Source organism: Geobacter psychrophilus, from assembly GCF_056821595.1.
In genome coordinates this window covers 2,304,105-2,326,053 of record NZ_JBXDTU010000004.1, presented here as the reverse complement: position 1 = coordinate 2,326,053, position 21,949 = coordinate 2,304,105, and the positions used below count along the sequence as shown (strand labels likewise).

At 53.2% G+C, this 21,949-nt stretch carries 23 protein-coding genes; all 23 read right to left on the bottom strand.

Annotated features, from left to right (window positions below):
• Window positions 1-352 precede the first annotated feature (352 nt).
• Window positions 353-3,520: a DUF6094 domain-containing protein gene (locus tag ACOCF6_RS13350; protein WP_482463358.1), complete on the bottom strand. Its 3,168-nt coding sequence runs from the start codon at window positions 3,518-3,520 to the stop codon at window positions 353-355.
• A 27-nt stretch (window positions 3,521-3,547) separates the two neighbouring features.
• Window positions 3,548-3,817, bottom strand: coding sequence for a hypothetical protein (locus ACOCF6_RS13345; protein WP_482460829.1), 270 nt, complete (start codon window positions 3,815-3,817; stop codon window positions 3,548-3,550).
• Window positions 3,801-4,364, bottom strand: a complete 564-nt coding sequence (locus ACOCF6_RS13340) for a hypothetical protein (RefSeq protein ID WP_482460828.1) — start codon at window positions 4,362-4,364, stop codon at window positions 3,801-3,803. The genes ACOCF6_RS13345 and ACOCF6_RS13340 overlap by 17 nt, the downstream gene beginning before the upstream one ends.
• Before the next feature lie 85 nt (window positions 4,365-4,449).
• Window positions 4,450-6,168 (bottom strand): cobaltochelatase CobT-related protein, encoded by a 1,719-nt coding sequence (locus ACOCF6_RS13335; RefSeq protein WP_482460827.1) that lies wholly within the window; start codon window positions 6,166-6,168, stop codon window positions 4,450-4,452.
• Window positions 6,169-6,177: 9 nt separating this feature from the next.
• Window positions 6,178-7,062, bottom strand: coding sequence for a DUF3150 domain-containing protein (locus tag ACOCF6_RS13330; protein ID WP_482460826.1), 885 nt, complete (start codon window positions 7,060-7,062; stop codon window positions 6,178-6,180).
• 77 nt (window positions 7,063-7,139) lie between these two features.
• A complete protein-coding gene (locus ACOCF6_RS13325) occupies window positions 7,140-7,472 on the bottom strand; it encodes a WGR domain-containing protein (protein ID WP_482460825.1) in 333 nt (110 codons plus the stop codon).
• 10 nt (window positions 7,473-7,482) lie between these two features.
• Window positions 7,483-8,406, bottom strand: coding sequence for an AAA family ATPase (locus tag ACOCF6_RS13320; protein ID WP_482460824.1), 924 nt, complete (start codon window positions 8,404-8,406; stop codon window positions 7,483-7,485).
• Complete coding sequence (locus ACOCF6_RS13315) at window positions 8,396-8,809, bottom strand: TSCPD domain-containing protein (protein WP_173201714.1); 414 nt, start codon at window positions 8,807-8,809, stop codon at window positions 8,396-8,398. The genes ACOCF6_RS13320 and ACOCF6_RS13315 overlap by 11 nt, the downstream gene beginning before the upstream one ends.
• A gap of 99 nt (window positions 8,810-8,908) precedes the next feature.
• Window positions 8,909-9,178 carry a hypothetical protein gene (locus tag ACOCF6_RS13310; protein ID WP_078788934.1) on the bottom strand — a complete coding sequence of 90 codons (270 nt, stop codon included), beginning with the start codon at window positions 9,176-9,178 and terminating at the stop codon, window positions 8,909-8,911.
• A complete protein-coding gene (locus ACOCF6_RS13305) occupies window positions 9,175-9,375 on the bottom strand; it encodes a hypothetical protein (protein ID WP_482460823.1) in 201 nt (66 codons plus the stop codon). The genes ACOCF6_RS13310 and ACOCF6_RS13305 overlap by 4 nt, the downstream gene beginning before the upstream one ends.
• 84 nt (window positions 9,376-9,459) lie before the next feature.
• Window positions 9,460-10,434, bottom strand: coding sequence for a hypothetical protein (locus tag ACOCF6_RS13300; RefSeq protein WP_482460822.1), 975 nt, complete (start codon window positions 10,432-10,434; stop codon window positions 9,460-9,462).
• Window positions 10,435-10,446: 12 nt separating this feature from the next.
• The gene (locus tag ACOCF6_RS13295) at window positions 10,447-10,611 is read right to left on the bottom strand and encodes a hypothetical protein (protein ID WP_011734152.1); all 165 of its coding nucleotides are present in this window, start codon (window positions 10,609-10,611) and stop codon (window positions 10,447-10,449) included.
• Window positions 10,612-10,735: 124 nt separating this feature from the next.
• Entirely contained in the window at window positions 10,736-11,119 is a 384-nt protein-coding gene (locus tag ACOCF6_RS13290; protein ID WP_482460821.1) for a hypothetical protein, read from the bottom strand.
• Between the two features lie 85 nt (window positions 11,120-11,204).
• Window positions 11,205-12,899 (bottom strand): group II intron reverse transcriptase/maturase, encoded by a 1,695-nt coding sequence (gene ltrA, locus ACOCF6_RS13285; RefSeq protein WP_482460820.1) that lies wholly within the window; start codon window positions 12,897-12,899, stop codon window positions 11,205-11,207.
• Between the two features lie 597 nt (window positions 12,900-13,496).
• Window positions 13,497-14,084: a hypothetical protein gene (locus ACOCF6_RS13280; protein ID WP_482460819.1), complete on the bottom strand. Its 588-nt coding sequence runs from the start codon at window positions 14,082-14,084 to the stop codon at window positions 13,497-13,499.
• A 109-nt stretch (window positions 14,085-14,193) separates the two neighbouring features.
• Entirely contained in the window at window positions 14,194-14,613 is a 420-nt protein-coding gene (locus ACOCF6_RS13275; RefSeq protein WP_482460818.1) for a single-stranded DNA-binding protein, read from the bottom strand.
• Window positions 14,614-15,132: 519 nt separating this feature from the next.
• A complete protein-coding gene (locus ACOCF6_RS13270) occupies window positions 15,133-15,534 on the bottom strand; it encodes a hypothetical protein (protein ID WP_482460817.1) in 402 nt (133 codons plus the stop codon).
• A gap of 21 nt (window positions 15,535-15,555) precedes the next feature.
• Window positions 15,556-17,040, bottom strand: coding sequence for a conjugal transfer protein TraH (locus ACOCF6_RS13265; RefSeq protein WP_482460816.1), 1,485 nt, complete (start codon window positions 17,038-17,040; stop codon window positions 15,556-15,558).
• A gap of 40 nt (window positions 17,041-17,080) precedes the next feature.
• Window positions 17,081-17,920 carry a conjugal transfer protein TraF gene (locus tag ACOCF6_RS13260; RefSeq protein ID WP_482460815.1) on the bottom strand — a complete coding sequence of 280 codons (840 nt, stop codon included), beginning with the start codon at window positions 17,918-17,920 and terminating at the stop codon, window positions 17,081-17,083.
• Entirely contained in the window at window positions 17,917-19,383 is a 1,467-nt protein-coding gene (locus ACOCF6_RS13255) for an HD domain-containing protein (protein WP_482460814.1), read from the bottom strand. Before ACOCF6_RS13255 ends, ACOCF6_RS13260 begins: the two co-directional genes overlap by 4 nt.
• Window positions 19,380-20,753: a type IV secretory system conjugative DNA transfer family protein gene (locus ACOCF6_RS13250; protein WP_482460813.1), complete on the bottom strand. Its 1,374-nt coding sequence runs from the start codon at window positions 20,751-20,753 to the stop codon at window positions 19,380-19,382. The genes ACOCF6_RS13255 and ACOCF6_RS13250 overlap by 4 nt, the downstream gene beginning before the upstream one ends.
• Window positions 20,728-21,438, bottom strand: a complete 711-nt coding sequence (locus ACOCF6_RS13245; protein ID WP_482460812.1) for a hypothetical protein — start codon at window positions 21,436-21,438, stop codon at window positions 20,728-20,730. Before ACOCF6_RS13245 ends, ACOCF6_RS13250 begins: the two co-directional genes overlap by 26 nt.
• Window positions 21,425-21,931: a lytic transglycosylase domain-containing protein gene (locus ACOCF6_RS13240; protein ID WP_482460811.1), complete on the bottom strand. Its 507-nt coding sequence runs from the start codon at window positions 21,929-21,931 to the stop codon at window positions 21,425-21,427. Before ACOCF6_RS13240 ends, ACOCF6_RS13245 begins: the two co-directional genes overlap by 14 nt.
• Window positions 21,932-21,949: the final 18 nt, after the last annotated feature.

Here is a 21,949-nt window from a genome sequence, read left to right as displayed (position 1 = left end):
CCTTTATCGGTAGGTTAGTCCGACTACTATGGCCTCTGCTGACTTCTGACAACCCATCCCGACGACTCTCGACGCCGGTAGCACAAGGCAAGTTGACAGAGCTCCCAGGGTAATTCGCGTGACCTTCATCCCATACACCCGCCGCATCTACAGCCACATCCTCCTGAATGGTTATCGGGCTTTGAAGAAAATCGCCTTCTCGCCCGGATGTGACTGCCTCATATGCGATTCCTGTCCGTCGAGCCAGGACTTTGCCTGCGGCTTCCTTCAGATTCCGTCTCGCGACGGACACCCTTGCCGTCCGGCTATCGGTTCCCACCATCAGGGTCCGAAGAGGACTTACACCTCCAAGTCACCAATCAACCACCACAGTTGATTGGATGGCGCTTACGCGCCACGCGCCATGCCTGGCGCACGATGAAAACGACTGGCTGCTGCTGCATTCAGCCGGGTCGATGTCAGGTGTTTCCCCTTCCGCCAGCTTGGCGACCATCCTCTTCTCCAGGGTGTAGGCAAGCTGCAGTGCCTGGACTTCCGAAGAGGTGAGATACCAGTAACGAACGGGACGAACTTCCCCGAACTGGGCCCGGTGGATGTCAGCGGTATTGACACGACGGATTCTACCGTCTCCCTGTTCTGCCAGTCTGGTGTTGGACGTGTAGTCGTACCAGACGAGGTTATTGAACTGGGATAGGTTGAGACCCGTGGCGACGCGGTGGAACGAGACAACAACGACCTGAGCCGTTACCTGCTCGAACCAGCCGACCAGCTTTTCTGGAGCAACCGAGTCGGGCAGGATCTCAATGCTGGCGCCCTGCACGTTATCCCGAAGGATGCGTTTCAAGACGGGGCGCATGTCGATCTTCTGCGTATTGCCTGTATAAACCAGCAGACGCTCTCCCCTGTCGATCACCCCCTGGGCGATACTGATCAGTTTTTCTTCTTTTTCCAGCAGCAGCTCCCCGTCGGGAAGCGACAGCCGGTGCAGCGTGCCAAGCGGAATATCCCGCAGTTTCAGTTCGTCGTTGTAATGCCGGAACGTATCGCTTACGCGCAGGAACGCGGCATTGCGGACGGCTGCAGCTGCCAGGAGGTCTTCCGGCGGCAGGTCTGCCTTGTCGATGATGTTTTCGATGCTCCGGTGGCAGGTTTCCACCAGGGCGTGTGATTGACACTTGATGACTTCCCGTTCCACAGGAGGCAGGTCGTCGAAGTCGTCACTGTCCACATTGACGAAATTGGGAATCGTAAAGATAAGGGCTGCCGGTGATATACCAGCCGTGTCGTAGGTAGTGACACGCTCCGATTCACGGTGACGGTTTTTCTCATCGGTTTTCCTGACGGTCTTGAACGCTCCGTATTTCGTCTGGAAATCAGTGGCCGACTTCATCTCCCAGCCGGCACTCCGCATTTGCATTGGATTCAAGCCCCACAGGATGTTGTAGATGGATTTTGCCATGCCGTTGGTCACGGTGGCGGTGAGGGCGAGAACCTTTTTGGAGGTTGCCGCAAGCCGGATGAACGCGGTCCCCTGGTTACTCATCAGGTTGGCAGCGTTATGGGCTTCGTCGAAGATGGCGAGGTCGAACGGTATTCTCTTCAAGAGCCGGATGTACGGAAGCTGCTTGTTGTGCGTCCGGGCTTCCGTGGCGGTGCCGTTGTTCTCGATCTCGCTGATCCAGCGACGATAGGTCATGACAGGTCGGTCATTTTCCGGGATATAGGTAAAGAGTGGTTCGCCGCAGTACGAGCACTTGGGTTTGTCACCCTTGCGGATCTTCTCTGACAGAGGCGAACGGCATGATGGGCAGACTTCCGTGTATTCCACGGAACTGTGGCCATCCTTCTTGACGATGGTTTTGCGACTCTTGATGCAAAGCCGGTATTTCGGGTGCATGCGGAGCCGCGTGTAGGCGATCAGGTAGAGACCATGCGGCCTGGTTGCAGAAAGTTCCTTCAGGGATTCCCAGGAATCGATGACATGCACATTGAACCCCTCGTTGGCGTATTCCTTTGCCAACTGGGGGATGAGCTGCGGTTCCGATACCATCACCGTACGTTTCGCACAGGTCAGGTACTTGACCGCTTTCGCCATCCAGGTTTTCCCGGTGCCGGTATTGGCACGAATACCAATGCCCCGGCGTCCTGAGCGGTAAGCCTTGATGACTGCCTTGACTGCTTCCCGTTGTGGTGGGAGCAGACCGATCCCCTGAAGTTCATCAACCAGGAATGTTTCGTCCTGGCCGATTTCATGGAGGGGCTGGTAGAGCCGCGAGAGTTTCTGCAGAAGTACCGATGAAAGACGGCTGTTGAGTTCGTAGTAGTCGAACCCATGTTCCCGGGCCGGTTTCACGTACCCATGGCGGTCCATCAGAAATGCTTCGACGGTGGGCTTGCAGACCATCGTCTCGCAGTTGTTCTCCGGATCTTTGAAGGTCTCGGTTTTGGTGATGACCATGAATTTGGCCAGGAAGAAGTCGCCGTTGATGGTGACGGATTCTATCTGGCTGTTCATGGCTGCAAGTTGGACGGCGTGTGCCGTTCGCAGAGTTGATACAGGCTGGATGCTGGTGTCGTAGGACGACGGATATTGCCGGTCCAGCACCATGACTGCCGACTTGTCGAGCCGGTCCTCGCACTCCCGGTAGAACTCCGTGAGGTCGCGGGCCGTCATGAGCGGGCGGTTGCTGCCATTACTGCCGCTAAGTGAAAGAGTCTGGCGTTTGCCCGGCACGGTGTACTTCCCCCGCACCGCTCCATCCCCCAGGTTGGCAGCGGGCCAACTCTGATAACGTACATACTGATGATAGATTTCGCTGCTGTTGTCCTGGTTCTTTGCCAGAAACACGACCACCTGCTTGAAGCGGGCGTATTCCTCGCTCTGGAAGGCGTAGGCAAACGGGAACGTCCCCTGGATAATGTCCAGCAGCCTCCCTTTCAGTTCATACTCGGGAATGATGAGGACCATCACTCCTTCATAAGACAGCAGAGGTGCTGTCTTTTCCATCCAGGTGATCAGTTCGTTGCCGGCGGCCTTGTTGTAAGGTGGATTCAGCAGGATCAGATTGAACTTGCCGGAAAGCTCCACGTCGAAGAACGATGAGTTGAGCTTCTGGGTTGTCCCGTGAATCCTGTCAAACCTGCCGGCGTCCAGTTCAACGGCATATGAAAGGATTTCGTGAGGTGAACCGTTGGAGGCGGCGTAGCGTCGCTTGAGCCAGCGGGTCACTGTGGTCAGGAATTCGCCTGAACCCGCACAGGGGTCAAGGACTGAAATGGTTTTCAGGGCATTGTAGCGCCGGCTTTTCCAACCGAATGACGGTTCCAGAATACGGAGTACCGTCTGAGCGTCTGATGGAAAGGTCGGGTAGTACCCCTTGTTCAGTTCATTCCCCCGGGTGCGGGAAAACGAGCTGTTGATGGTAGTGGTAAGTTCCATGCCTGTCTCCTTGGTAACAGGGGGCAGGCGGAGATAACACCCTCGCCGTTCGGGGAGGAGGTTAAAACCGCCTACCCGCAGAGGGATAGAAATTATTGTTTCTTCGTCTCAGTGATCCCAATAGCGCCGGTCATACCAGCGGCCATTGATCTTGATGCGGTTGTCGGCATCGATGGGAACGAAATGGTCATAGCTGCCGCCTTCCATAAGGACTGTACAGCGTCCCGTTCCGCCTTCCACCGTTGGTCCGAAGCCGGATATGCAAAACTGCCACTCTCCATGAGTACCGTGACGATAGACTTCACGGTGCTGAATGTAGCCGTTTTTGACAATCCGGCGTTCCCAGTTGTCCGAAACCCGTTCAATTGGGTAACGCATGGTGTTCCTCCTTCTCAATGGTGAAATGCGCTGTTGCTGGAGGCATCTTGAGACCGCCGTACTTGAGCCGGTTGACTATCTCCGACTTGAGTTCGTGGGCCCGGAATTTCCAGCACCGCTTGATTCCCACAAGAGGCTCTATTTCCGTGGATACTTCGTTGAACAGCGCCTCGTACCAATCGCGATGGACAAACTCCCGTTGATCGAGAATCCTGGTAAAGACCTGGTAGCAATCCGCCTTCGAGGTGCCGATCAGAAACGACGAGTCGGACGACGGCGTGATGTATGCCCCCGAATACCCTTCGCCCATCTTCGGTATGACCCGCAGGGGATGGTTGCTCCAGATGTTGATTGATCTGTCTTCTTTACCGTGGCACTCAAGTGACCCCTTCATGGCAAGAATCTGGGCGAATGCCCGGATCTCCTGAGTGGGGCCGTAGGCGGTGAGATAGAAGAGATTGCGAGCGCCGGGTACAGAATCGTCCAGGAACAGATCCCGGCAGATGACCGTTGCCGACGCCTTGTCGTTTGAGATGGTAATTTTCATAGGTTCTCCTCGTGTAATACCGACGGAGAACGCACATCTCCCTGTGGGGAATGGCATTCCCCGTCGGGGTGTGATCATGAAATGATTACTTTGTGAGTTTATCCTGAAGCATACCGAAAAGCGCAGGTGGTAGTTCCTCGACGCTATATACGACGCCGTAGGTCGGGAAGATCGTTCGTACCGACTCCTCGCAGATACCAAGCCCCATGGGCTCGATACCTTGCTCCAACAACCACCGGATTGCTCTTTTGGTGGTTCGCAGGTCATCAGGCTCGCCATCAGTTACACTGAGCAGAATTTTCCTGGGCTCCTCCCTTTTGAGCAATTCCACTCCAGCCCAGTACAGTGCCTGAGCCAAAGGTGTGCCACCGCCTGCCGACATCCCGAATTTAGACGAGCAGGGACGCTCTCCAAACCGCACCAAAGGTGCTACTCCATCGCTGTTGCCAACTGGAAACGCAGCAACGGCAGCAAAACATCCAGGGATTGAATCAAGGGCCTCTGCCACAACATATGCAGTTTTAGAGGCAACCTCGATTTTCTGGTGTTGCATGCTCCCACTCCTGTCCACGAGGATCATGATGGCGGTATTGACCTCCGTTTTCTCCTCTTGGTGCAGAAACAGCCTGGTGTCGTTTAATGCAAGACGATGCACCACCCGGTTATCTATCTTGCTACCGGTGCGGCGTGCATGACGTCTCCTCAGCCGGCTTGCCTGGATTAATCCGCTAAGCCGGGCTCTGAGCAGCGCCGTATGTCTTCTGGTTTCATGGATATCGATGGGAAAGGTGCGCAGAGAGGCCTCCGGTGGAAGCAGAACGCCACCCCGATTGCCGACTGTTTCACCCTCTGTTATCAGTTCATGTTTGAGAATTTCACCGACATCGCCAAACCCGCCAGGATCACAATCGAGCATTTCCTGAAGAGCCTCGGGATTACCATCCAATTGCCCACCGGAACCACTCTCTGGAACAGAAGGCGATGGATTGGCTACAGCTTGGGACTGAGAGTCTTTGCATGCTGCAGTACCGGTGCTATCACCATCGGGTGATGAATCATCGGTATCCTGTTTCGGTTTTCCTGACTGCTGGTCAGTGCCGGATGTCTGATTGTCTTCTTCCTGATCATTGGAACTGCCATCAGGTTTTGACCCATCAGAGTTGCAGGTGGTTTTCGTCTTCTGGTCTTGCTGACGTTTCCGTTCCTGCTCTTGTTGCTGTTTTTCATCACGGATCAACCGCAGGATCTCCTCCGCCATGGATTGTGAGTCCCTGGTGGAGACGAGATTCGGAATTCTCTCGGTCAGGTCCAGCAACTTTTTGTATCCGGTGCCGAGAAACCCGTTGACCGTACTGCTGGTCATGGCAAGGATGTCACTGAAGTCCTGATTCAAGGTCAGCCGCCCCCTGGCGCATAGCCATGCCAGTAGAGTCTGCGGTGGGTCTTGAAGTGACGGTGTGAAACTCCCCTGTTGCTTCAGGTGCTCGGCCAGATCTTTCAGATTCGACCGGCACCCGGGATACTTCGCTCCCATCATCTTCTCGATACGGATGTCTTCAAGAATGTTTGTCAGGCATTTAAGCATGGAGGTACTACTTTTAACGCTGAAATCCGTGAATCGGATGTGGGCGCTCTCGTGGTCAATATAGCCACGGGCAAGCAGTGCCGCCTCTTTGCTGTCCGGCAGGGACGGAAGATTGATAATCCGTCCGTTGGTGTACGCCTGGTCGCCGGAGATCTGTACCTGTATGTCGTATTTCTCCCCGAGTGCCTTGGCAACCAGGGGCAGTGTGGTGTGTTTCATGGCGGCCTCCTAAAAGAACCATTCGCTGGGCAGGCTTACCGGCTCAGCGGTTCTGGTTTCGGGAAGGATGTTTTCAACAACATCCTCTTCTTCCTCTGCCGGGACTTCATCCAGCGGCAAATCGCCGAGGACATGCAATATCCCGATAAGTGAGGTGAGATTCCGTCCTTCAATGGGACCGCTCTTTGGCAATGAGGCCAGTACTTCTTCAATCTGAACAGCCAGAGTAAGCAGGTAGGGAGAAAGGAACTCAAGGCCACGCAGTTTGTCGAGCATGGACTTGATCGGGCGTAGCGCTTTCCGGGTTACGGAAGGGCGTCCCTTGTACGACTCCTCCCAGGCTTGCCTGGCTTGTTGATTGATTTCAAAGATCAGCCGTTCTGACAGGGTACTGGCATGTTCGTTCAGCCCCTTGTCCAGTCCGTCGATGTTCTTGACCTTGAACGCCTGGACTGCGAAGCCCAGACGGCGTGCCGCTGTTGACGCTGGTTCTACGCCCTTTTCGATGATGGCCGCCCATTCGGGGTTCGCATCAATCCATTCCCTCAAACTGCGGTCGTATTCCGACAGAAATTCCTGTTTCTCCTTCTCGAACTCATCCCGAACACCGTCGAGGATCTTCATCACCTCGTCGGCCTTATCCTCCGGTATGGCATAGCCACCGAGGAATCTGACTCCTACCGCTTCACACTGCCGTTCGGCACGACGCTTCAGGGCGCTGAATACGGCAAGTTTCTCAGGGTCGCAGATCTTCTTGCTACCGAGAGTGGCCAGTTTTTCGGGAGGGAGTTTGGAAAAGTCGAGTCCAAGGTCTTCCGGCGAGAGTTTCTTCCGGCCAGTCCAGAGTGAAATGGACAGGGACACAACTACCAGCTTTGAAAGTATTTCGTTCATGTTCATTCTCCTTTGATCAGTATGATGGTGTGATCAAGGGAGGCCCCCAACAGGGAGAAGGCCTCCCCTGTAGGGCGTTAGAAGAACCAGTCCTTGGTGTTTGCACCGGACATGAGATCCTTCATGATTGTTTTGTCGGTCTGTTTACGTGGTGTTGGCTGGACAGGTTCACGAGGCGGCGATGAGGCAACTTCGTAGTACCCTTTGGCCAGCTTTTCCTTCTTCTTCTTGGAAACAAACGTGAATGCCTCGGACATTGAGTTGACGTCATAAGACTTCGTCTGCCCCTGGCTTCGCGTTGGCCCCCAGTTGACCGTAACCCGTGGCGGATCGTCATGAATCTGGGCGATCCAGAACTTGCCGCCAGCTGTAGTGCTGCACTGGAGGTGGAGATGCTGTCGTAATGCCATGTAGCACCCCCTATCCGCCGAAGACGCGTTGCGCCAGTTCGTGCAACGCCTCGCGGCTTTCCGGCTCTGCTCGGTACCCGAGAGCACGATCAAGAGCATGGATGATCGGGTTTTTCCCTTCAGCAGATGCCGGGCGGAAGAGATACACAAGCTTCGCCCATCTGACGAGGGTTCTGGTGGAGAAAGTGACTTCTATTTCCCCTTTGATGAAGAGTTTGCGGATTTCGTTGGCGTAGGATACCAGTGCTTCCCTGACCGTATCAGCCAGGCTGGGCATGGCTTTGGCCAGAATCTGTCTTTCCTGGACTTCGTCAGGATAGTCGACTTCAACCATCCAGAAACGATCCAGAAATGCGCCGTTCTGCCGTAAGGTCCCTTGATAGAGACCTGAGCGATCACCGCTGCCGGCGGTGTTGGCTGTCGCAATGAAGCGAAAGCCCGGTGCCGGCTTGATGACTTCACCACCCTTTTCCGGAATGGTGAGGGGTCTTCCTTCGACGATACCGTTCAAACCTGCTGCAGTAGCGGGATCGAGCAAGTCGATCTCGTCCAGCAGGAACCAGTGACCTTCTTTCATGGCCATGGCGAGCGGTCCGTAGACGTACTCCATCGAGTTGTTGACGATTACGTGATGCCCCACAAGTTCCGGGGTTTCGAGTCTGCTGTGCCCTGTGACGACCATGACCGGAATATTGAGCCGGGAGGCGGTCTGCAAAACGATCGAAGACTTGCCACTGCCGGTAGGACCGGTCAGGTACAGGCCGTCGTTGGCGCCCATCATGTACCAGGAAAGTACATCCGACAGGATTTCCTTCCTGAACACATAGTCGCTGTCAACTTCAGGGATAAATGGGTTGTCGGACTGAGGCCGACCTTCCACGCAGAGACTCTCTTTCACAGGAATATTGAATATGTCCTTGATGCTATATTTCATGGTGATCAGCTCCTTGTCCGATTTGGTTAAGTGCTGCGAAGTCAGCTTCCTCGATGAGGTCGTTGAGATCGCGCCCTGTTTTCAGATGCTCCAAAACGATGCCTATGGATTCGGCAACGCAATTGAGGCAGGTATTGGCCCCGAGATGACAACCTATGCCGGTGAGAGCCTTGAACGCATCGGTTGGCTCCAGTCCCGAACGGAGACCGTAGGAGACCAGGCGAGCGATACCATCGGCCATGGCAGAACCACAACCTCCGGCCTTGCCGAAGCGGATGAAGACTTCCATTGGTGCAGCTGTTGTCGGGGACAGGGTGACGGTAGTGTAAATTTTCCCGCAGGCAGACCGGCGTTCGATGGTGAAGCCGGGAACAGCCTTGGGTCGTGGAATTTTAGGACTCATGGATGCCTCCTTGTATTGACGGCGGGATACCTCTCCTTTGCGGAGATGACATGCATTCCGCCAAGGGTGATGGTTAATTTCGCTGTCCTACTAAGACATCTACGAGGGGGGAAGTAGGCGCCAGGCGGTGATGATTCTTGGTGAACCATTTACCAGGCGGGCCACGACGAAAACCCCCTTGTACCTGAATTTGAGTGGTTTCGTGTTGAGGAGAGGCAGAAGATGACGAACACCTTCGAGAGCTTCCAGAGGGATGTCACGTTCCAGAACCCGGTTGGCTCCGTGCAACGAGAGATTGACCTCATTCACAACGGCATCAGTCGAGCCCGTATCCTCTTCTGTATAGATGGCAATGGTTGGCTCCGTCATCCGCGCACCTCCTCCCACCCCACAGGATGAACCTGCGGTTCAGGCGCTGCTGCGGCAATCATGAACATGAAAAGCATCGCCGCGATGAGCAACAGTGAGGCAATGGCATGCAGGACCTCTTTCAGGTCTTCATGCCTTTTCTCACAGGAGAAGGATTTAAGGTCAGGGGGCAACGTGCCGGTACGATAGATTTTCATCGGGAATCTCCTTTCAATGGGGGCGCACGCCTCCAAGAATGGAGATTTCCCATGGGGAGCGTAACGCCCCCTTGTGGGGTTGGATCAGGCCGCCTGTGCTGCGAGCGGCATGAATGGTTTGATTTCAAGCTTCAGAAAGCCAGACTTCGGTTTCGTGACTTGATCATAGATATCCGGATACGAGTTTTTCAGCTTCTTGCTGTCGACGATTACCGAGTCTGACACTGATGTGACATTAACAAGGATACCGTCCGAAGCCCCTTTATACGCACCATTCACAAAAGTGAGGATGTCGTTTTTCAGAACTTCCAGACGAGTGTCGAGAACTTTTTTCTGCTCGTTCAATTCCAGGTATGCTTTGCTGGCTTGATGGATTTCCGGAGGAAGTTCCATATCAACCACATGCGAAGGGCAATCCTGGCGAAACGTGCAATAACCGCAGAGAATGCCTGGTTCCGTTCTAGGTGCACACTCGCCTCGCGTTGCCGATAGGATGTGCTGAGCTTTTTCCATAAGCTGATTAAACACCAGCCTGTTGGGTGCATAGTTATTGAATTCCCGGTATGTTCCAGCATTTAAGTCAACCACTAGAATTGATCCGCCGATTTGCACTTCCGGATCGAGGGTGAGTTGCAGCAGGCCCATCTGGACGTGCAGCTGATCCACCCAGGATGCGTAAGGTTCATCGGGGATGCCATCGGTCGACTTCATCTCCACGATGTGCAGCCTTTTGGTCTGCCGGTTCGCATAGAACAGAAAGTCAATGTGACACCTGATTTCAGGGATGTCCGGGTGACGTACTTCGACTTCTTCCTCGAAGAGGGCGCCGCCAGTCTTGAAGAACTCGGCATACATGGCTTGCGCAGCATGGCCACGGGAAAAGCGCAGGAGTGTCGAGATGTCGTGACTGGACGGGCATTGTTTGCCGAGAGCCGCTTTACGCGGGCAGCCAGCAATGTCGGAGGCTCCGACGTACACAGTTCGGTCACCAAGATGTGATGATTGTTTCTTTTGATGGGTCGGAATAGCACGTCCCAGAAATGCAGCGAGTTTGCTCATGGCTGTCTCCTTTCAAATCAGAAACGGCAGGGTCCCGACTGCGGTGAGCAGGGAACCGAAAATAACGCCGGCAATGATTCTGGTGACATCGATGCTGATCTGTCGCTCCTTAACGGGCGCATAGACCGGTATCTGACAGCCTTTGATTGTTACGTGTTTGATGATGTGGGTAGTCATGATCTTGTCTCCTTGTCTGTGGGTTGTACCCGGCAGAGGAGACAAGACACCCCCGGTAGGGAGAAAGTCGTTGTCTCCCTGCAGAGGTAGGTTGTGAGTGAGGTTCAGTCTGGAACGTCAGGCGCTACCGGTACTGCCAGCATTTGCCCTTGCCGTCCCATTTGAAGCCGTGGTCTTTCAGCCATTGGCGGGCTGAGGTGTCGTTGAAGTCTGGGAAGGCGGAGATCTCCGATTCATCTGCGGAGAGTTCCATCCTGATTCCCTTAGCCGTCAGATACCCGATGATCTCCGAAGTCGAAACTGGTTCGGCTCCGTGTGATGATGGGGTGCTGTCCGGTCTGGCAGACTGCGAATTACCGGAAGTAGTGCTGGTGTTGCCGGCACTGTTTCCTCCGTTGTGTTCCGTCTGTCCGTAAAGGTCAGGATCTTCCTCGATGTCCTGGGTGAAGATGTCCGAGGCAGCGGTTGAGGTGAGTACTGCATCCACTAAGCCGCGTTTCTTAGCCATTTTCAGACAGGTGTCGGGTAGGTCGGAAACATTGCTGTCTCTTTCCCCCCTAAGAACCGTACGTGAGAGTTTCCCCTCATACGGCTCAAGCCTTTCGTAAGTTCCTTTTCACAGGAACCGGTTTCCTTACATCCAATTTTTGGTTATGGACTTTGTTGTGGCAGTTCGTGTGAAGAAGTACTCTGTTGGAGTTACCGTCCATGCCGCCTTTGGATTTCCATAGTATGTGATGGTTTGCCCACCCTGTTTCCACGGTTATCTTCTGGTTGCATATCGGGCATATGCCGTTTTGGCTTCTCCAGAGTGCCCGGAGTTGCTTTCTCCCCGTCATGGAATTCGCCATTTTGAAGCCAGATCGGTGTTCAAAATAGGTTTCCCATTCGAGATCGAATGGATTTGCTTCTCCTTTAATCTTCACATGGCGTTTGATAGGAACTGAACTCGCAGTTGTAAGCTGGAATTCTCCGTTCTTACAATTGAACACCCAATTTCGATCCCCAACACGACTAAAGTACTTTTCCTTAATCCATGTGGGACTCTTGTTCGGATGTCTGCGCCGTACCCACCGCCACAGGTTTTTCCAAATCTGATGATCCACCGAGTGAAAGGTCTTTTTGGCAACAGCGCCTTTATGATAGTTGGCCCACCCCCTGATTTTTGGGTTGAGTTTTGCTATCAAGCCTGCTTGCGCTATTGTCTTGTTCGCTTTGATTGTTTCCCTGATGTCCTCAAGGAATTTATGGACATTCTTCTTCGACGGTTTGATCAACAGCTTGCCGTCGTATTTCCTGACATTCTGCCCCAGGAAATCGAAGCCTTCCTCAATATGCGTGATTTTGGTTTTCTCTTCCGAGAGTACCAATCCTCTTATGGCCAGGAATTCCTCCACAAGCGGTTTGACTTCTTTTTCCAGAATCTCTTTCGATTTCCCAGTGATTATGAAGTCGTCAGCATATCGGACCACATTGATTTTGTTGTTTTTCTTCGGCCTGAAAGGGAAGTGTGCTTCGATCAGTTTTTCCAGTCCGTCAAGGGTCATGTTTGCCAGAACCGGGGAAATGATACCTCCCTGTGGTGTTCCGGCATCCGTAGGAAAGAGGGTGTTGTGCTCAATGAATCCGGCCTTTAGCCATTTACGGAGAATCGTTTTGTCCATAGGGATATTGCCGATCATCCATTCATGACTAATGTTGTCAAAGCATCCTTTAATATCGCCTTCGAGTACCCATTGTGCGCAAGCTTTCTGGCCCAATGCTGTGAAGCAGGCTTCGATTGCATCGGCACATGACCGTTCTGGTCTGAATCCATATGAATTCTTGTCAGCTTTGGTCTCGGCGATTGGTTCAAGCGCCAGCAGATATAATGCTTGCATGGCTCTATCCTTCATCGTCGGGATTCCGAGAGGGCGTTTCTTGCCGTTTGCTTTCGGGATGTGAATCCGTCTCAGTGGTAACGGGTTATATCCACGTTGTCTGAGAGACTTTACGGCCTCTGATTTGGTTTCCGGTGTTGACCATGTTTCTTTATCAACTCCCGGCGTCCTTTTACCTTGATTTTCAGTCACCCGCTTGACGGCTAATACTTTGCCGCTGAACGAGTGGGTCAGCAGATGCTGGAGAGCTTTCACTTTCCCCCATCGGCCTTCCTTGGTTGCCTTCGCGATACGGGTTTGCAGCCTCCTAACGGTTGAGTGAGCTTTTGACCAGTTTATCTGGTGCCAATTCACATCCGTAGGAGGTGCACAAGTTTTCGCATTGGTGGCATCGGTTGAAACTTCCATTTGCTTTCCTCCTTTCAAGAGGTTCTGAAAATGTTCTCGCGTTGAAAGACCCGTCGGAAGTCTGCCCGGTTTCCCGTGGGATAATGTTGCCATTAGCTCAATCCCTATCCTTGCCATTACAGCCCGGCATTCGCTTTTTCCGACATCCTCTACCCGCACCCCATTCAGCCTCACTTACGATTGGCTTACCTGTTCGTGTGGACACAGGAGAGATACGGGCTTACCTTGTTTCATGCAATTGACAGAATGGGTTAGGTTCCGCCTATCCACCGGTAGCTTGATTGCCCATGTGCGCCTATACAACAAAGACGCATCCAGCTACGTTGCCATTTTGGCTCAAGCCTGACAGTGTCTTTGGCTTGTTCAGACTTCACGGTGTTTATCAGCGGTTCACATTTGTTAACCATACCATTCAACCTAGCCCCCAATCCGCATAACACTAGCAGATATCGGCCTCTTCCTCATGGCGAGGGCCTGCCTGTAGGCGGGGTACATTGTCCCGATAGCTTCATACCCAGTCGTTACCGTCTGCGCATGTATCGGTAGGTTACTGTTGATGGGACAACAGGTTTTCTCTTGTAGATACAAGGAAAACAATCAGTTGCACGACTTAGCAAGTCGCACGTTGTAGAAATCGGCAGGATTGTCGTGTTCGACTTTTTCTCCCTGCCTGGCGATTTTCCAGTTGCCGCTGTCATCCTTTTTTGCGCTGAAGCCGCGTCCACCAATGATCTCCTGTGCCAATGCCGGGTTCTCCTTACGAAGATCCCAGTACTCCCTCGGTACCGGCTTGTTCGTCAGTTCAACTGGACCGACACGGAAACGATACTTGCTTTCCATGGTCGAACATGAACCGACACCTGTACCGAGACGCTGGCCTGCCGGTGAGTAGAGCGTCACCTTGATGCGATACTCCCGATGGCCGAGATGAAGGTCGATGGTTTCCACATCCACGTCGTTAGCCAGTCTGAAGGTGAGCATGAGCTTTTCGGCGCCCGGTTTGAGAAGAACTGCTTTGTCTCCGCAACCGGGAATTGTGCCGTAGTGCTCGCCTGATTTCATGACGTCACGCATGACGTACTGGATCAGGTTTACCTGGGCCTTCAGTTCACTGATGTTGACGGCGTGGTGAGTGAGGGATGATGCGGTGGGACTGATGGGAATGATTTGAGCTGGTGCGTTCATCTGTCTGTCTCCTTTTCTGTGGGTTGTGTCAGACAGAGAAGACAGACCAATCCCTTTGGGGATTTGGTAATGTCTCCCCGTAGGACTGTTGAGTTGTGGTTACTGGTTGTTAGAACGGATCGGTGTCATCGTGCGGAATGTCCTCATGTGTTTGGCTGTTTGATGGCTGGTCGTCACTCCCGTCAGGAATGCTGCCATTTTTACTACCAAGCATAAGAAGCTTGTCGCCGATGATCTCGGTTGTGTAGCGATCTTTACCGTCCCGATCTTGCCATTTGCGGGTCTTAAGTTTGCCGTCGAGATAAACACTTTTTCCTTTCGACAGGTACTCGCCAGCTACTTCTGCGAGACGTGCGTAGAGGACGATGTTGTGCCACTCGGTCCGGATCTCCCATTCGCCACTTTTGGTTTTTACCTTTTCACTGGTCGCGAGTGAAAAACTTGCGACAGCGGTGCCTCCTGGTGTGTACCTGATTTCAGGATCACGACCCAGGTTGCCGATGAGTTCCACGCGGTTCAAACTTGCCATACTGCCTCCTTGTTGGTTTTCCCGAAGTAAAGAGACAGAGGTCTGTCCCGTAGGGAGAGAACAAAGTGTCTCCCGGTCGGGATGTGGTGAAAATATCCGCCGCTTACAAGGCTTGTCGCGGATTTTGAACAACAAAAAACCCACTCCGGCCATTGCCAGAACAGGTCACTGTTCATCGTGATTATTGGTTATCTGAGGCACGCGCTACATTGATGGGCGCACCTACAGGTTGGATTCAAGTCGTATTTCCCATACGACTGATCGAGGAAGACATAAGTCATTCCTGATGTCATCCGGAAAGGGGCAACTGCGGCCTTGTCTTTCCAGGTAGTTCATCCCTGCCGGGGTCATTTCTTCTTCGGGCTATCCGAAAAAGTCTGTCCGGGGCTCTAAGGCCGCACGGAGTCTCTTGAAAGAGTCTATAATACTGAAACGCTATCGATATCCCTCTTACAAGTCAAGAGGATTCACCCGGGACGACCCATTTGGTAACGTCCCGGTTCGACTGAAACAGAGTAATCATTTCTTGCCGGTTTCTACCCCAGGGGCTGCCTGCTTCTCCTGCTTTTTGAGAGGGTGATCGAATCCCCGGGGCGGCTTGTACGTGTAGTCGAGCAACTGGCACATTTCGGCATTCATAAGGTTGAGTTCTTCCTTGATCCGCCGGCTCCGGTCGATGTAGTTCTTCACTACCTCAAATGTCAGGGACTCCCTCCTCCCCATGTTCATCCGCATCTGGTAGACGAGATTATCATTTGAGTTGAGAATGTTAATGAAGTCGCCGGTATCACGAGCGCGACAGAAAACAACACTTGTATCGTCCCGTTTCGCATTCTCCAGCTTTCTCGCCTGCCAGTCGATTTTCTTGGAAGCCGGAGGGGTACTGTTACCCTTATCCGCCTTGGTATTCTTGTCTGCCATAATTCCTCCCTTTCATTGTTGTTAGATTCTGCCGGTAGCCCTCATGGCGATTCCTTTGCCGAACCGGTCTGATAATTCCGAAAACACCGTGTCGTCGAATTTCTTCATATTCTGAACAATCATTTCCACTGCGTTGATCTCCGATGCCGCATTGGCGTAACTTTGCTGAGCAACGCTCAGAAGTTGCAGTGTCTTCTCCTCCAGAGTCTGGATATGCTGCATGCCTTCGCCGAGAAGCGCCAATTGGCAGGTCTCCGGCGAAGCCCCTGCTTTATTCCCCTTCTGGGTAGACATGATGTTGCGGGCCATCTCCTGCAACTGGACTGCACGGCTAAACAGGTCGAGCAGCATGTAGTAGCCGTAGGCCCGGGCAGTCAGTTCTGCGAGTTTACCGATCACTTCACCCTCGGTATTGGTGGCTGTGGCATTCTTGAGGATCAGGCCGACTGACAGCGGCGTGCTTTTGAGAAACGCTTCTTCGTCGGCGGTGAGCGCGGTTTTCGATTTGATCTTGGTGGCGATGGACTGCATCTTGCCGGCCACGTAGACCATCAGGTTCTTGTTGGCGTCGGTGATGTCGGCACAGGCCCCCGCGGTATCCCGTCCCTGGGCAGAGCCACTGATGAAGGAGTCGAAGCTGTTGTTCTTGTCGCACGGAGGAATGTATTGGGCCTGGTAGGTCGTTCCGGTCGTCGCCGGGTTCTGGATGATTACATCGCCAATGAAACCGCGCACCAGCTTGACGTATTCGCTGCTCATCCCTTTCTTGCCGGCCAGGTTCTCCAGAACCGAGCCATCACCGAATACCTGCAGGACTTCTGTCGGGCACCCGGCAGTGGCGCTGGTGGCTGAGGACTGGGTCGTTCCGGGAACGCCAGGCTTGTTACCGGCATTGGTCTTCTGTTCGCTCTCGAACAGTTTGCTGACATCCTGATAAAGATCCTTGGCTCCACTCGACACCATGAAGTCGGTCTGGGCCGTCTTCATCTCTGCCTTCAGACTGTCCGACATGACCGACGAAAACGGACTGGCAGCAGTAGCCACTAGAGCCTTGGCCGCCTTGCAGTCATTCATCTGCAACGAGTTCAATCGGTCGGTGATTGCTTCAAGACTCTTGATGGTGTCGGCAACCTGGGGTGCCAGGGTTTTCAGGGCAATATCAAAGGCTGCTGCCGGAGCTGCCGACAGGATGTTCTGGAGCTTCTGCACCAGGTAATCCACATTCAGAAACGAGAAGCCGCCGAGAAACATGTCGATCCCACCGCAGCCAGACTTCAATTTGGGCAGCGAGGCTGTAAACAGATGGTCATCGGTGTTCGCCCATCTGGCAGAAAAACTGCCGCCAGTGTAGTAGCCACGCTTTGACCCTTCATAATAGCTGGGAGAAGTGGAGCTTTTCTGCTGCACCCAGTCATCGACCCAGCCGGACCAGGAAAGAACAGGGTTCAAAGCAATAGTTGCCGCCAGGCAGGCAGCGGCGGTTCTGGTAATAACGGTTCGTTTCACACTGACACCTCTTCTCTCTGTTGCTGTAGGACAAGCAGACTCATGGCCGCTCCTTTTCCTGAAGACGGCGTTTCTTCACGTCGAAGCTGCCTCCCTTCTGGAATTCGTAGAGCGAATATTCCTCCGGGGAGATGTCACCCTTGAGGAGGCGCACGGCCCGGTATGCCTTGTCTTCGATCTCGTCGGCGGAAATGACGCCTGCCGAGACCGGTAGATAATCCTGGTTCCCTTTCTGGATCAGGATCAGGGTCGGCGTGATCTCCACGCTGAATTTGGCGGCGAGTCCCGGGTTCTCACTGATGTTGACCTTCTTCACGGTCCAGCCGGTCTCGTTGGTGAACCAGTCAAGGATGCGGGATTGCTCATCGCAGTAGCTGCAGTCAGGTCTCTGGAAATAAATCAGGGCAAAGTCATCCCGGTTGTCCCGCAGGATGCGCTGCCGCTCCTCATTGATCTGGGAGATTCGGGCCAGGTTGCCGGGAGTCGTGATCGGATAGTCCTTCTTGGTGGTCAGCTCCGGGTACTTCTGCCAGACAAACTGAGCCACGTTGGAAAAAGCCAGCGCCTTCTTGCGGGCGATCTCCTGGACCTCGAAGTACTCCTTCACATTCTCTTCACTCGGCTTCTGGACAGCCTTCTTTTTCAATACTTCGGCAAACTCCTGGAACTGGTCGGGATGCATCTCCCAAACCTGTTCATAAGAATAATCCTTGAGCGATGGCGTGCTCTTGGGCGGTTTCTTCTTCTTTTCCTGCTTTTCGGCCTGCTTCTCAGGTTCTTTCTGGTACCACCACCAGCCCTTGGCTGAATCGGCATAGTAGCCGGCAGAAGCGGTGGTCACGGAGAGTTGGAGAATAGAAGCCAGTATCAGTCTCCTCATTCTTTATCCTCCGCATGCTTCGGTCTGATGTCCTTGACTATTTTTCTCAAAACCGGGGGTTTGGTGCTTTCCAGTTCAGAGGTGAGCACACCAAAGGCATCGACCCGGAACGGGATCAGGAGTTTGTTGAATGACTTATCGTTATTCGACACGATGGATGCATTTGTTGTGTAGTAAGCATTGGTCATGAGTTCCGTGGCAATGGCATCTCTGGAGGCACTCAGTTCCCAGACGACAGTATGGAGAAGATTACGTTTGGTTTCTTCATCAGCATCAGCCACCAAGATCATGGGATCGCCATCGCTAACTTGATGGATCACCTGCCAAAGTGCTTCTGGCTTCACATAGACCAACCCGTTCGGCAGTGAAACGGCCATCCACTTGACTCCGGACGAAGTTTTCTCCACCTGGTTGATCAATCCGTGGATGCCACCCAGGATCGCATCGGCATTGAACCATGCAGGAAGCTTTATCTTCTGGGGAACGTACTTTCCCGATTCTGGAGATCCGAGCGGGTGATCCCATTCCTGCGAAATTTTTTCTTTAGTGACAGGCACATCAGGTTGTGGCAGTGACTCAGCTATTGGCAGCGAACTTTCTTCGGAAGCCCTCACCTGCGCCATCTGCCCAAGAAAAGACCCCATCTCATCATTACGAGACTCCTGGTCACACCGTTTCAAACAGGCCGTGAGAGGATTGTTCGGCGTTATCTGGTGATGGTTGCGGATGATGCTGTCGAGTTCATCCCTGTTCGACAACGCAACGTATTCCGGAATGCTCGCAAGTATGATGAGCGCTATTTGCGGATGATCTGCAGTCGAATAATACTGGCTGTGGAAAGAGGGAATTTTACCGATGTCATGCGCCAGTGACACGATGAGGATCGTAGGTAGCATGATTCTTTCAGAGTTCTTTTCTACGAACTTGCGGGCAACCCCCAGGGAATGCCGATAGAGCGGTATGGTAGCCAGTTGGGCAAGAGCTGCTGCTCCGTACGCCGAATCCGGATCAGATATCTGCTTGCCGACAGCTGCATATTTCTTGATTCCGACAACCGAGGGGCATGTACCTTCCGCGTCGAGGATCTTAAGCAGATAGACGATCACAGTCTTACGCTTCCCATTGATAAGCGGTTCCGGTTCCACAATGTCCCTGTAGAACTCTTCAATCTCCGAATGCCGGAATGTCGGCCTTGGAAATGCGGCTTCCTCTTCCTGTTTAGGAGTGGGTTCACGCCAGAGTCGAGACAGATCAGTGAAGTGAACAACACGGCCTGTCCATACTGAGGATACCGTGGCGAGATCAGTGCATGGCAGGTCATCATCCGGTTCCAGTTCCGAAATTGACAGTGGAACCCACGGTTCTTGCTCTACTTCAGCCGGACGCCTGGTTAAAATTCGCCACAGGTTGTAAGTGACCATCATGAATCCGATAACGCCACAGCAGTAGAGCAAGATTATCATGCGGTCCCTCTGCTCATGGTTACGGAAGATGGCGCCGACGGGAAGACTATCTTCAACTGCGGGTCTCTGGCATCACGAGTCACACCCTTGTACCTACCGGAGTAGGTCAGCATGTAGAATTCCCTTGGCTGCAGCCCCAGAATATCCTGCACTTTCAAAATGTCCTGTTCCACTTCACGGGTAGTGACCTGGTTGGACCCGAAAATGCCGGTCAGCACATTGCGTACGCCAAAGTGCCGCACGACATACTCTGAAGTTTCGGCATCTGAACAGCGCATAAAGATTTTGGTGTTGGTGTTGTCGAGGATCGATTTACCGTATTCCTCGCCAATGGCAGCATATATTTGGTTCACGGACTGAGCGAAGGCATGCACCATTACGTCTGCTGATCCAGCCTTGGCGAAAAGGTCCTCAATGCCCTGGTAGAACAGGCTCTGGGCCTCATCTATGTAGATGGACAGCGGAGGGAATACTTTCTGCTTGTCAGAGAGATAGACCCTGCCAATGAAGGACTGGATCATCGACAGGAGGACTTTGCCAAGTGTTGTGGCTGCCTCCCTGGTAATCATGGTACCGGTGTGCACGACCATGATTACCCCTTTCTTTCGTTCAAGTCGGCTGATGAAGCGGTTACTGTCGGCCTGGCCGATAATCTTGCCGATGTTGCCGGAGGAAAGCTCCATCAAGCAGGTGCGTAATGTTGAAGACACCTTCGAGTAATACTCCTGGGGAGATTCAAGGATGTCCTGGATCATGCCGGCGTTTAGCATCGCCTCGGGTGTCTTGATTTCCTGTAGTAGCCCCATTGTGCTGCTCAATGATGAGCGGCGAATGCTTTGTCTGATGGCATCCATGTTTTGCTTGGGAAGACGCTTTTCCCAATCGGCGATGATGATATTGGCTGAGATGATGGCAGTAGTGATTTCCTTTGCAATGTTGCGGTAGAATGGCTCACGTCCGCCCTGGATGCCTGAAACGATATGTCCAACGAGTTCGTCCGGCATGAAGTAATAGGCCATAGGATCGATGACTGCTGAGTATTCAGGGAAAATCGGCGTTACCAGCATCAAATCCTTGAGTCTCTCTGCCTTACGGGCAACCTCGAAAATCTTGGTGAAGATCTGCTGATCACCTTTGGGGTCGAAGTAGACCACGCTGTTGCCTTTCATGATGTCCTGCTCAATAAGGTTCTCGCAGAGCCGCGTTTTGCCGACCCCTGTAGTGCCAAATACGAACATGTGCCGTTTTCGGTATTCATCAGGGATCGAAATCGGAACTATCCGTGTCGGTCGTTCCATCTGAACTCCGGTGCCGATGGAGGTCATGAATTCCGGGTTGGTGGTTTTATGGGGCGATGAGGACTTGAACATGTTCCCTCAACTCCTTTCCGACTGTATTAATCGATGTTTTTGGTATCCGAACCGGGGTAACAACTTCACTGAACCCTCCGGCGATACGCCGTCGGCATTTGATCCCGGCAATACCGGTCAGGTCCTGAAGCAGCAGAGCCGGCAAGGCACGGGATGTCCGGTTCAGAATGAGTCGAACCTTTGCAATGTCGCCTCCCACCATGACGGGGCGCACACTTGTCACCAGGAAGCTGCGCTGCTCACCTATGCGATAACGGGAACGTTCATGTGGCGGCTGATAGCGTAATGGGCATTCCCCGAACAGGATCAGAGGCTTAAGTAAATCATCAAGTTCCAGAGTTACGTGTAATGTCCCTCGGGAACCGATACGCCCCACGGCCCCACAAAAAACCCTCCCCTGAAGTTCCTGCAGTTTTTTTGCTTCCAGCAGGATCTGGCGTTTTTGCAGTTCCGCTTCGACACCGTGAATGATATGCCGGCGAAGCTTCTTGGGAATGTCCTTCAACTGCATTTCGACCGGGTGTCCCAGCTTGGGATAGGCAATAATTTCCAGCTCCCCCTCTGCCCGGACAGTAACCGTCCTCTGAAAAGCTGCCATCAGTGTCTTCGCCACAGCGCATTCAACAGCATCGACTATCTCGTCCTCCGGCAATCCGTATTTGTGGAGTAGATCAACGGAGAGCATTGCCGAACACCTCATCCCATGGTGATTCGATCCTGGGCGTGCTGATGGCTGCTATGAGCGTCGCTGCCTGTGGCTTCGTATGCTCAGCGAGGATGCGATACACTTTCCCGGCGTAACGGTCCCCCTTCGACGGGGTGCGCGAGTTGTAACAACCGACAGCCCGCCAGGTGTAGCCATAATCCTGGACACATTGGGCCAGTACCCAAGCTCCCACCTTTACATTCGTGCATGGCTCCCCCAGTTCATTCCATGTTTTGCCAAGCCTTTTTGCCCAACTGGAATTTATCTGCATCAGGCCATAATCATAGGTTCCGTTACTGTTGCGATTGATCGCCCGGGGGTTAAAGTTGCTCTCCGTCTTGGCGATGCTCCAAAGCAGTTGTGGCGATATGCCGTATTGACTCCCGGCCTCCTCGAAGCAGAAAGCACGGGCCTGGATCGGCACGCAGGCAAGACAGATCATGAGCAGGCAAATGCCTGGTAATCGACACATTCGTTCCTCCTGACTGAT